Here is an 11,873-nt window from a genome sequence, read left to right on the forward strand (position 1 = left end):
AGCATACATCATTGGGGGAAGGAAATAGAATACCTATGAAAAAAATTGTAATGCTGCTCACCGCCCTGCTGCTCGTAGTAGGACTGGGCTATCCTGCGGGTACCGGACGGGCCGCTGCAGCCGCTTCACCGTCTTATGAGGAAATCTCAACCTTTGTAGACGGCAAGCTTATTATCTCGGCTTCCAAGTCAGTGCTCGTCAACGGCTCTTCATATGTGCCGGTGAAGCTTTTGAATCAGATCCCGGATATTTCTGTTGCCTCTGCAGGCTCTGTTGTAACCATTAGTGGCAGCAAAGGAAGCACCAAGCTAAGCAAGGACAACTCTGTCCTGTACAACAACTCTAATTATGTCGCCTTCAAAACGCTGCTTAAGCTCGGAGCCATTGACGGCAAATACGCCTCCAGCGCGACATCTTTGTTCATCTGGAGCACTGAGGAGGGCAAGGCGAAGAGCAATAGCATGCTGTACGCGATCAGTAAGCTGCCTGGTAGCATGGGCCTGGCTGTCGGCAAAAAGGTCTACCTGTACGGGCATCCAGGTAGCCATTGGGTGACAGACGTCCAGTATGATGATATCAGCCTGACCTTCACCATGCAGAATGAAGCAGGAACCATTTGGACACTGGATTTGGACACCTATGAGAACTATACCCTGTACACCGGAGAACTGCTCCAAGCACTTAGGAATTTCTTTAACGGGCAGACTGTATGGGTGATAAACTCGGAAATTCCCAACAGCCCTTTTAAGAATATGGAGAAGGTTTCGATCAAAGACCTCCGTTCCAATCCTAATAATGGAAATCTGGAGATCATCATCCGCCGGGCAAATGGTCAGGATATCAATATGAAGATAGAGCCGAGCGGTAACCGGTATGAATACATTACCGGACTTTTTTATTTTAAAAATCCGCGTAGTTTCTTAGACATCAGCGACAAAGCATGGACGGCTATCCGTGAAGAGAGGGTAATCGTCGGTATGAAGCCGGAGGAGGTTTTCCTTTCCTGGGGCGAGCCTGACAGCATTAACGAAGATTTGGGATATCTCGTTTACGGCAACGTGTACTTATACTTCATCAATAACAAGGTCAAATACATTTATCAAATGTAGCTTTAAAGGAACATAAGATAGCGTAAAAAAGTGACCCTCTTTCGTAGAGAGTCACTTTTTGCATTTCTATTATTATGTTGCTATCGACGCAGCTCACATGATATGTTATCATGATAACCTGATAACGTGTTAACGAACTAAAGCGTATGATACTGTGTGTTACTTACTAGGGGGATTAGAGAGATGAAGAGAAAAGGCTTAATGGTTCTATTAATAGTTATGGCAATTGCAGCAATAGCAGGCTGCTCCGGTTCAAACGGCCATGACGGCAAGCTGGTAATTGGCATAGATGATAAGTTTGCCCCGATGGGCTTCAGGGATGATAACAATGAAATTGTCGGTTTTGATATTGACTATGCGAAAGCGGCGGCTGAGAAAATGGGTAAAGAGGTTACCTTCCAGCCGATTGACTGGTCGTCCAAGGAATCGGAGCTGAACAGCGGGCGCATTGATATGATTTGGAACGGCTACACCATAACGGACGAGCGCAAGGAGAAGGTGCTGTTTACTAAGCCTTATCTGGAGAACAGCCAGGTTGTTGTCGTGCTGGCGGATTCATCGTTAACGAAGCTGGATGATCTGGCCGGAAAAGAAGTCGGACTGCAAAGTCTCTCATCTGCTGCCGATGCCCTGAATTCCAGCCCGGTCAAAGCGAAGATTGCGAATGTATCCGAATTTCCGGACAATGTGCTTGCCCTGACGGACTTGAAGTCCAAACGGCTGGATGGAGTGGTCATCGATGAAGTGGTGGCTAAATATTACATGTCCAAGGAACCGGGCACTTACAAGCTGCTGGCTGAATCGCTTGCACCTGAGCAATACGGCATCGGGATAAAGAAGGGCAATGAAGCGCTGCTGACTGAGCTGCAGAAGGCTCTGGACGAACTGAGCAGTGACGGAAAGGCTGCCGAAATATCCAAGAAGTGGTTCGGAGAGAACAAAGTACTGAACTAAGATTGTTACCCATAGGAGTCGGTTGTAGAAATGAATATGGATTATATTATTAAAATTGCCGGACCAATGCTGGAGGGTGCGCGGACGACCGTTCTGCTGTTCCTGATTGTCATCGTGCTGTCCATTCCGCTTGGAATGCTGGTGACGCTGATGGCCAAGAGCACCATCAAACCGCTGGCCTGGATTGCACACACTTATATTTACGTCATGCGCGGAACTCCGCTTTTGCTGCAGCTGCTGTTCTTCTGCTTCGGATTGCCGCAGATTCCGGTGATTGGTCAGTATCTGGTCTTGGACCGCTTCGTCGCGGCCAGTCTTGGTTTTATCCTTAATTATGGCGCTTATTTTGCCGAGATCTTCCGCGGCGGGCTGCTCTCAATTGATAAAGGACAACATGAAGCGGCCAAGGTTCTCGGGCTCAGCAAATGGCAGACCCTGCGCAAGGTAATTCTCGCCCAAATGTTCCGGATCGCCTTGCCCGCGGTAGCCAATGAGTCGATTACCCTGGTCAAGGACACCGCTTTGCTATATGCCGTAGCCGTACCGGAGCTGCTGAATTACGCGAAGACGGCGGTGAACCGTGATTTTACGGTGACCCCATTTGTAGTAGCCGGCGTTATTTATTTGCTGATGACACTAATACTGACGCTGTTCTTCAAGGCACTGGAGAAACGTTTCAAATTTGAGTAGAAGGGCTGTCCAACTATGAGTAGTATGATTGAAGTCAAACAATTGCAGAAATCCTTTGGCAGTCTAGATGTATTGAAAAAGATTACCTTTGATGTGAGCCCGGGAGAGGTTGTAGCGGTGATCGGGCCTTCCGGCTCCGGAAAAAGCACGATGCTGCGCAGTCTTGTCCATCTGGAGGAGGTTACCGGCGGAAGCATCTTAATCCACGGCAAGCCGCTGGTAGAGAACGGCAAATACGCTAGTGGCGCGGACATAAGGGAGATCACCGCGACCATGGGCATGGTGTTTCAGCACTTTAATCTGTTCCCCCACTTGAGCGTACGGGGGAATCTGGAGCTTGCTCCGAGAACGCTGAAGCGGGAGAGTGTTCAGGATATTACCGCCAAAAGCATGGAATTGCTCTCCAAGGTGGGTCTTGCCGATAAGGCGGACGTGTACCCTTCCATGCTGTCGGGCGGGCAGAAGCAGCGGGTAGCTATCGCCAGAGCGCTGATGCTGAACCCGGACATTCTGCTGTTTGACGAGCCAACATCGGCGCTTGATCCCGAGCTGACCGGCGAGGTGCTGCGGGTTATCCGCCAGCTTGCGGAGGAGAACATGACGATGATGATCGTCACGCATGAGATGAACTTTGCCCGCGATGTGGCGGACCGTGTATTCTTCATGGACAACGGGGAAATTGCCGAATCGGGAACACCGGAGCAGATCTTTGGCAGCCCGCGGCTTGAGCGGACCCGGACGTTTTTACAACAGGATTAGAAGAATATGAGAATCTGGGAAAGTGCATGGCGGCGGCTATGCACTTTTTTTGCGGGTTTCTTTTGTATGAGGGTATATTAATCCTGATGACACAACACCAAGTGGTCGCCTATAATCTAAGTGTGACAAAACGGTGTCCATTAACACTACCCGGAAGGATGTTGACATGAGCGAATCAAATCAGGAGTATATCGTAATTTCGGGTGCGAGAGAGAATAATCTTAAGAACGTATCCTTGCGCATTCCGAAGCGGAAAATCACGATCTTCACCGGAGTATCCGGGTCCGGCAAGTCATCAATCGTCTTTGATACGATTGCTGCAGAATCCACGCGATTGCTGAATGAGAACTTCAGCATGTTCGTGCGTAATTTCCTGCCCCGCGTTCCGCAGCCGGATACAGACGCGATTGAGAACCTGAGCATGGCGGTTATTGTAGATCAGAAGCGGCTGGGCGGCGGTTCTCATTCCACGCTGGGCACGATTACCGATATCTCGCCAATTCTTCGTCTTCTTTTCTCCCGAGTAGGTCAGCCCTATATTGGCCAAGCTAACATGTTCTCATTTAACGATCCGCAAGGCATGTGCCCCGATTGTAGCGGCATCGGCCGCAGGCTGGGGGTTGACATGAGCAAAGCGCTGGACATGTCAAAGTCGCTCAATGAAGGGGCAATTCTGTTGCCGGATTATTCGATGGGCGGCTGGGAGTTGAACATGATCTTGCAGTCGGGGGACTTCGATCCCGACAAGAAGCTGAGCGATTATTCGGAGGAGGAACTGGAGCAGCTGCTGTACGCCAAGGCAAGGAAAGTGAAGATGGATTTCGCCGGGAAGGCAATGAATATTACAGTGGAAGGCGTCATTGAGAAGTTCACCAACAAATACATCAAGCAGGATGTGAAGATGAAGTCCGAGCGCACACAGAAGGCTGTTGCGCCGTACATCTCCGAGGGTCCCTGCTCCAGTTGTCACGGCGCGAGACTCAGTCAGGCCGCGCTCAGTTGCCGGATCAATGGATTTAATATTGCAGAGCTGTCCTCCATGGAGGCCGGATCGCTTATTCGCGTCATTCGGGAGATTGACGATCCTGCCGCCGCGCCGGTCGTCAAGTCGCTGACGGAGCGGCTACAGCATCTGGTGGATATCGGACTTGACTACCTGACGCTGGACCGCGAGACGGATACTTTGTCCGGCGGCGAGTCACAGCGCGTCAAGATGGTGAAGCACCTGAGCGGCAGTCTCGTAGAGGTCACTTACATCTTCGATGAGCCTAGTATTGGCTTGCACCCCCGTGATGTACACCGGTTAAATGAATTGCTTCAGAAGCTGCGTGACAAGGGCAATACCGTAATTGTTGTCGAGCATGATCCCGATGTAATCAAGCTGGCGGATCATATTGTCGACGTCGGGCCCCATGCAGGCAGCCACGGCGGTACCATCGTGTATGAAGGAAGCTTCCAGGGACTGCTGGAGGCAGGTACGCTGACAGGCAACTATATGAAGAGACCGCTCCAGGTGAAGCACGATTTCAGACAGCCAACCGCCAAGCTGCCTATTAAGGAAGCTACACTTCACAACCTGCAGAATGTGAGTGTGGATATCCCAACAGGAGTACTGACAGTAGTTACAGGTGTCGCCGGCTCAGGCAAAAGTACGCTGATTAACGAAGTATTCCTCAGCCAGCATCCGGATGCGATCGTTATCGACCAATCGGCAATAGGAGTGTCAACCCGCTCGAACCCCGCGACCTACACGGGCATTATGGATGATGTGCGCAAGGCGTTTGCTTCCGCGAACAAGGTGAATCAAGGCTTGTTCAGCTTCAACTCCAAGGGCGCTTGCGAGAACTGCCAGGGGCTCGGTGTTGTGTATACAGACCTGGCATTCCTCGAGAGTGTGAAGCTGCCATGCGAAGTATGCGGAGGCAGACGGTTCAAGGAAGAGGTGCTTGCGTACAAGCTGAACGGCAAGTCAATTGCAGATGTGCTGGAGATGACTGTGGAACAGGCACTGGACTTTTTTCAGCTAAAAGAGGTTGTGCGCAAGCTCCAGGCGATGAGCGATGTGGGACTCAACTATATTACACTCGGCCAGCCGCTCAGTTCGCTCTCAGGAGGGGAATGCCAACGCATCAAGCTGGCAAGTGAGTTGCATAAGCAGGGCAGCATTTATGTAATGGACGAGCCGACGACCGGCCTTCATATGTCAGATATTGGGCACCTTGTAGAGATCATGAACCGCCTCGTAGATACCGGCAATACGGTGATCGTCATCGAACACAACCTCGATGTGATCAGCCAAGCAGATTGGATTATCGATATGGGACTGGATGGAGGCAGCAAAGGCGGCCAGGTGGTGTTCGAGGGCACACCTTCGCAGATCATCCATTCGAAGCAGTCGATAACGGGAAGATACTTAATGTAATACATTAAAAAAGGGACCAAGTCCTTCTCCTTTGACGGGACAAGAACCTGGTCCAATAAACAGGCTTTTTAGCCGAAATAAGTGTATCTATCCCTGCGATAAAGTTTTGCTGTTCGCAGAGATGATTTATACAACCCGTTTAGTCAATGTTCTAGATTTGCTCTGTGCGACTCTGATGAATATGCCACTTACACGAACAATAATCATTGCTGTAGCCATTAGTATAAAAATCGGTCCAAGCAGATTAAGATCAAAATGGTGTTTTATTGAGAAATTGTAAGCTTCTTGTCCATTATGCGTGACCCACTCGATTAGAATAACACGCAGAACAAAGATTATGGACAACACCGCAATGCTAGGTATACCAGTTGAAATATACGATTTTCCAGCCTTTGAATCATATTCTACACGGGCTAGTAAAACGAGAAGTAGACCGATTAGGCCGCCGAACAGGATAAAAGCTGCGAGCAGCCATCCATTATTTCCGCCCTTAGGGATATCCTTTAAATACGTTGATCCAAAGTAGGCCAGAATAGGAATAGGCAAGAGCAAGCGAACCAGATTAAATGACTTACGGCCGTATACACTTATCACGAGCACGGCAAAAATAGCAAATGTTGAGATCCAATGGCTGGTTGTCATGATGAAACTCCTCCTTGCAGGTCAGTTGATAGCTTCATCATAACCTTATGCAAGGAGTTACCACGTCCACCTGCCGTTTGATTTTTGCATTCGCTCATCCACCTGTAGATGGATAGGGGAAGGTGCTGCTCGTCTATTCCACTATTCTGTTCCGGATAGCATATACCACGGCCTGCGTGCGATCCTGGACGTCGAATTTCTGCAAAATCCGGTGCACATGTGTCTTGACGGTACTCTCGCTTAGGAATAGCTTGGCGGCGATTGCTTCGTTGCGAAGACCATAAGCCATTTGCTGAAGCACCTCCAGCTCGCGGTTGGTAAACATCTGCTTCAGGTCAGTCTGTTCAGCCGAATGCGGATTTGATTGCTGAAGAGTCCAGGGCGTGCCTTGTTTCTCTAGTGCCTGTCCGATCAGCTTCGCAGCGTGTGCCGTCCGGAAAATCACTTCGCCGCGAAGCGCACCCCGAATTGCGGCCAGCAGGTCCTCAGCTTCAGTATCCTTGAGCAGATAACCAATGGCGCCGGCGCGAATGCCGTCAAGAATGTATTCCTCCGTATCAAAGGTAGTCAAGATGACAATTTTACAGCCGGGCCGCTGCTGCAAAATCTGCCGTGCAGCCTCTATTCCGCTGCACTTAGGCATCTGTACATCCATCAGAATGAGATGCGGGTCCAATTTTAACGCCAAATCAATGGCCTCCAGGCCGTTGCTGGCTTCGCCGGCTACCTCCATATCGGGTTGGGCGCTAATAATATATTTCATGCCCTGCCGCACAAGCGGCTGGTCGTCAACCAGCAAAATACGTGAATTATCCAAGTCTATGTTCCTCCTTGGCCTCCAGTGGAAGCCAGATATCAATCACCATACCATGCGGCTCTTTCACTGTAATCATGCAATGTCCGCCCGCATCCTGGCATCGTTTCCGAATGCCGCCCAATCCAAAGCCTTCTTGCCAATCGCTGCCTGGCGTAAGTATACCGTCGTCCTGGTAATGGAATTCTACAGCATTCTCACTCTGCGTCACAGAGATGTCTACCTTCTGCGCATTTGCATGACGAATCGTATTGGTCAACGCTTCCTGTAGACAGCGGTACAGCACGACGGCGATTTCCAGCGGCCAATTCTCTTGATCAGCCTGTTCCTCCATATCCAGATGAATCTCCAAGCTGGAAGGAACAGTGGTATGCTGAACAAGGCTGCGCAGCGAGACGAGACCGGCACCTGTCCCGTCGGCTCCGAGATTATGCACGACAGAACGCACCTCTTGCAGGCAACCGCGCGCCACTTCCAGCACATTTTTTACAATTTGTTCCGATTCTTGCGTTTCGTCGGTTTTCAGGACATAGGGGAGCGCCTGCAGCTGCACAATAACGGACGTTAGACGATGTCCGATGCTGTCATGAATGTCACGGGCAATCCGGCTGCGTTCTTCCAGCACTGCGTAACGCAGCGACTGCACGGTCGCCAGCTCCAGTTCCTCATGGGCCTGCTGCAGTTTTGTGTGTGTCTCCGTCAATTCCTTATGCATTACCGCCAGTTCCTCCGTATACCGGAGTTGCTCCTGCTGCCGAAGTCTTCTTAGCCGGATCAAGCGAAACCCCACGAACAAACCGACATAAACGAAGAGATTCTCCCTTAATAGTATCTCCCAGGTTTGACTGTCATACAGCACTAAAAGCTGAAACGTTAACAGCGTGAAGGATAAGCATAGAAGCTCGGCTGTCCAGTTAGTCAGCTTCAGCGCGCTGTAACTGATTAGCACACCTTGCAGAGACAGTAGTATTGCTATCTGACCGGGAAAAGCCAACCAGTATCCAATCAACGCCGCATAGAGAAGGATAGACAACAGACCTCGCATTCGGGTGGAGGACAACACGTGAACTCCCCACAAACCGAGAATATAAATCAGATACAGCATGAATGTGATCCATCTTGCCCACATCTCATCGGGCAGTAGTCTTATAAACACAATCAGCAGAATAATGCCTGCAGTTAAGGAATTTCTGTGATGGGACCAAAAAGACATTTTCAATTCATCCTCCAGTCTTTCTTTATTGTAGCATAGAGACGGAATTTCTTGACGATACAGTAGAGGCAGTATCCCTGGACTCGCCACAACAAGGACAAAAAACATGGTTAGGCATCATTAAAAATGCTGCTTTATTGTGTTAAAATAACACCATACTTCACGTTATCACACACAAGGAGGCTACCATGCAACCGATTCATCCACCAGAGATACAAGCCCGGATCGACCGCCTTGCCGGTCAGGATTTATATGTACACCTTGAAGTCACAACAGGAGCCTACACCAGTCACCTGGACAGTACCCGTCACCCGGCGTCAGCGTTTATTTCCAATGCGGTTGTCCGATATACACATGGCTCCATCTCCGGCACGGGTCCATACCGGATAGGCTTAAAGACAACACAGGGCTGGATTTATGCCGAGGGCCTTACACACGTAGATGAGTTAGATAACGAGCGGCTCATCATGGCTGGGCACGACAGTCAAGGAAAGTTAATGGTTGCACTGCAACTAAGCCGGGAAAAGTTCTGATGAAAAGCAGAGGAGAAGCCATGAATACTACACGAGCTGAACATCAGCGCATTTTAGTTGTGTTCCCCCATCCCGACGACGAATCATTCGTTGCAGCAGGGACGTTAGCAATGTACATACAAAGCGGTGCTCAAGTTACCTATGCTTGTCTGACCTTAGGGGAGATGGGGCGAAACATGGGGATTCCGCCGTTCGCAAACCGTGTCACCTTACCGGGCATCCGTAAGGAAGAACTTGCAGCATCTAGCAATGCGATTGGCATACAAGACTTAAGAATGCTAGGCTTCCACGATAAAATGGTCGAGTTCGAAGACCAGCAATTGCTGGACAATACAGTCAAAGCGCTGCTCAAGGAACTGAACCCGTCGCTAGTTATCACATTTTATCCAGGGTACAGTGTGCATCCTGACCACGATGCCACAGGAGCCGCTGTCATCCGAACGATCAGCCAACTCCCTGAAGCAGAGCGGCCACTTGTATATTGCAACGCGTTCTCCAGCAATCACGAGCAGATGATCGGAAAAGCGGACGTAACCATAGACGTGACCGCATTTCTTGCCGAGAAAATGGCCTCAATTCAGGCACACCGTACGCAATTCCAGGCAGCGGAGCTTGTTGGGAATCGGGAACTGACAGATGAGGAGATCCGGAACCGGTTCGGGACAGAACAATTTTGGACATACCGGTTCGATTAAATCAAAGAGGGCGTCCCTAACCGGGCGTTCTCTTTTTAATTTCTCGGCGCTTTACATTAATCAATGATTTCATTTCTATAATTCCGGAAATCTCTAGGTGTTTTTTCATGATGTTTTTTAAAGGATTGAATGAAGTGGTTTACATGATTGAACCCGACCTTTTGGGCTATTTCGGTTATTGTATAATCGGTTGACATCAACAGTTCACTGCTTTTCTTAATACGGTACTTAATCAAATAATCGTAAGCTGTCATATGAATAGTTCTCTTAAAACTGCGATTGCATTCCGAAACACTCAGATGTGCTACATCAGCGATTTCTTGCAGTGTTATGTTGTTAGAGTAGTGCTGATGAATAAAACTGAGCATAACCTGAAGCCGTTCCTGCTGCAGCTTGAAATATTTAGGTGCTTCTTCAGACGAAAGAGAAATATTGGAGATTAAGGTTAACCATAATTGTACGGTTTTGATCGAAACCTCATATTCCCATCCCCAGTTTTTTCCCGTATCGAATTTCTTTTTCATTTCCCGCAGCATTTCAAGGACTTGACCTTCCCATTCAGCAGTACCCTTGATTACGTAAGCCAATAAGAATGAATTTGTATAAGGGAGTACATACTTTTTTTCCATAGTGCTATCTGCATAAAAAGCCAGCAGTTTCTCAGGGAAGTTAAAGCTGACATATTGACCATTCTGTTTTAGCTCCGTTGTAACATGAAGAACGCCCTTATTAATAAAAATAGCCTGGCCTGTTTCTAATACATGATCAATACCATTCACTTGTATTACCAGTGTTCCTTTTGTAACTAAAGTGAATTGCAGATCTTCGTGCCAATGTAAATCGTTAAATCCTCTGCCCTCAGGGATCATTTCAATTGCAGAAGCCGTGTACATAATATATGGAAACGAAGTATCAGGATACAAGATGGTCTCATGCAGCTTTTTTTCCATCCAAACGCACCTTCCTTCCAAATGACGATATTTCTATACTAATGAAAGATATAATTGCACAACCAATCAGGAGTTGATGATATTATTATACCTGGCCTAGATTCATTACGACAATCCTGTGCACAGGAATCGTATAGAACAGCATGGAGGTATATATGTGAAAATAAATAAACCGTCGTTAAAGTTACATCCGTACATTTTGCTTTTCATCAGCATACTGGCTGTTTCGATCTCTTCCATAATGATCAAATCCTCAGATACACCAATCTCTGTAGCCGGGATGTACAGATTATATATTTCAGTAATTATTATGCTTCCTTTTGTTCCTTGGAAAACGCTCCGATCCTTCCCGATGAGCAAAAAAGATTGGGGTACCGTGATTTTAGCCGGCCTGTTTCTCGGATTGCACTTTCTATTTTGGATGGAATCCCTGAAGCATACCTCCGTTGCAAGTTCGATGGTCATCTTAACCTTGCAGCCTTTATTTGTAATGATCGGTTCATATTATCTATTCAGAGAACGAAGAAGCCTGTTAAGCATTGTTTGTCTGACAGCAGCTCTGTCCGGTTCAGTCCTTATAGCTTGGGGAGACATCGGGGTTTCAAGGGAGGCGTTAATAGGAGACGGATTATCCTTAATAGGGGCCATTTTTGTTTCGGCATATATGCTGGCAGGACAAAAAGTAAGTCACAAAATCGACGCCAATTTATACAGTGTTATTGTTTTCTTTATTGGTGGCAGCGTTCTGCTCGTCAGCAGTTTATTCAATCATTACTCCTTGGTCGAGTATGAATCAGCGGATTGGATATATTTCTTTTTGCTTGCCGTAATCCCAACCATATTTGGACAATATATTTTTAATCTGCTGTTGAAATCAATAGGGGCTACTACGGTTTCTGTAGGGATAATTGGAGAACCTGTTTTGGCTATTTTTCTAGCCTACTTATTCTTGGGTGAGACGATCTCCGGGTTTCAATTCTTTGGTGGATTGATAACTTTATTGGGGATGGCAGGTTACTTCTGGACGCCTTCTTTAACCCGAAAATTAGAAATCAATGGATGAGGTGGACACTGACATGGCAACGATCGACG

The 11,873-nt window shown here is 48.1% G+C and carries 12 protein-coding genes; 8 read left to right on the top strand and 4 right to left on the bottom strand.

The features are described from left to right. Positions 1 to 35: 35 nt before the first annotated feature. The 5 genes from AC0LWN_RS02510 (at position 36) to AC0LWN_RS02530 (ending at position 5,934) form a co-directional block, all read left to right on the top strand. On the top strand, positions 36 to 1,109 hold the full coding sequence (locus AC0LWN_RS02510; protein ID WP_474663056.1) for a hypothetical protein: 1,074 nt from the start codon (positions 36 to 38) through the stop codon (positions 1,107 to 1,109). A 183-nt stretch (positions 1,110 to 1,292) separates the two neighbouring features. Then, on the top strand, positions 1,293 to 2,063 hold the full coding sequence (locus tag AC0LWN_RS02515) for an amino acid ABC transporter substrate-binding protein (protein WP_474663057.1): 771 nt from the start codon (positions 1,293 to 1,295) through the stop codon (positions 2,061 to 2,063). A gap of 30 nt (positions 2,064 to 2,093) precedes the next feature. After that, the gene (locus tag AC0LWN_RS02520) at positions 2,094 to 2,753 is read left to right on the top strand and encodes an amino acid ABC transporter permease (protein WP_474663058.1); all 660 of its coding nucleotides are present in this window, start codon (positions 2,094 to 2,096) and stop codon (positions 2,751 to 2,753) included. A 15-nt stretch (positions 2,754 to 2,768) separates the two neighbouring features. Further along, the gene (locus AC0LWN_RS02525; protein ID WP_474663059.1) at positions 2,769 to 3,512 is read left to right on the top strand and encodes an amino acid ABC transporter ATP-binding protein; all 744 of its coding nucleotides are present in this window, start codon (positions 2,769 to 2,771) and stop codon (positions 3,510 to 3,512) included. 166 nt (positions 3,513 to 3,678) lie between these two features. Then, positions 3,679 to 5,934 carry an ATP-binding cassette domain-containing protein gene (locus tag AC0LWN_RS02530; RefSeq protein ID WP_474663060.1) on the top strand — a complete coding sequence of 752 codons (2,256 nt, stop codon included), beginning with the start codon at positions 3,679 to 3,681 and terminating at the stop codon, positions 5,932 to 5,934. A 126-nt stretch (positions 5,935 to 6,060) separates the two neighbouring features. Here AC0LWN_RS02530 and AC0LWN_RS02535 read toward each other — a convergent pair whose 3' ends face one another. From AC0LWN_RS02535 to AC0LWN_RS02545, 3 genes are all read right to left on the bottom strand, one after another. Further along, positions 6,061 to 6,576 (bottom strand): hypothetical protein, encoded by a 516-nt coding sequence (locus tag AC0LWN_RS02535; protein ID WP_474663061.1) that lies wholly within the window; start codon positions 6,574 to 6,576, stop codon positions 6,061 to 6,063. 133 nt (positions 6,577 to 6,709) lie between these two features. Beyond that, the gene (locus AC0LWN_RS02540; protein WP_474663569.1) at positions 6,710 to 7,399 is read right to left on the bottom strand and encodes a response regulator; all 690 of its coding nucleotides are present in this window, start codon (positions 7,397 to 7,399) and stop codon (positions 6,710 to 6,712) included. Continuing rightward, positions 7,386 to 8,603, bottom strand: coding sequence for a sensor histidine kinase (locus tag AC0LWN_RS02545; protein WP_474663062.1), 1,218 nt, complete (start codon positions 8,601 to 8,603; stop codon positions 7,386 to 7,388). Before AC0LWN_RS02545 ends, AC0LWN_RS02540 begins: the two co-directional genes overlap by 14 nt. A gap of 188 nt (positions 8,604 to 8,791) precedes the next feature. Here AC0LWN_RS02545 and AC0LWN_RS02550 point away from each other — a divergent pair, with 188 nt between their 5' ends. Continuing rightward, on the top strand, positions 8,792 to 9,136 hold the full coding sequence (locus tag AC0LWN_RS02550) for a YojF family protein (RefSeq protein ID WP_474663063.1): 345 nt from the start codon (positions 8,792 to 8,794) through the stop codon (positions 9,134 to 9,136). A 20-nt stretch (positions 9,137 to 9,156) separates the two neighbouring features. Further along, complete coding sequence (gene bshB2, locus AC0LWN_RS02555) at positions 9,157 to 9,831, top strand: bacillithiol biosynthesis deacetylase BshB2 (protein ID WP_474663064.1); 675 nt, start codon at positions 9,157 to 9,159, stop codon at positions 9,829 to 9,831. A gap of 56 nt (positions 9,832 to 9,887) precedes the next feature. Here bshB2 and AC0LWN_RS02560 read toward each other — a convergent pair whose 3' ends face one another. Then, positions 9,888 to 10,781: an AraC family transcriptional regulator gene (locus tag AC0LWN_RS02560; RefSeq protein WP_474663065.1), complete on the bottom strand. Its 894-nt coding sequence runs from the start codon at positions 10,779 to 10,781 to the stop codon at positions 9,888 to 9,890. A 157-nt stretch (positions 10,782 to 10,938) separates the two neighbouring features. On the opposite strand from AC0LWN_RS02560, the gene AC0LWN_RS02565 reads away from it, so the two are divergent. Further along, complete coding sequence (locus tag AC0LWN_RS02565; protein WP_474663066.1) at positions 10,939 to 11,844, top strand: DMT family transporter; 906 nt, start codon at positions 10,939 to 10,941, stop codon at positions 11,842 to 11,844. The last annotated feature ends 29 nt before the right edge of the window (positions 11,845 to 11,873 follow it).

This window comes from Paenibacillus sp. sgz302115, from assembly GCF_056120445.1.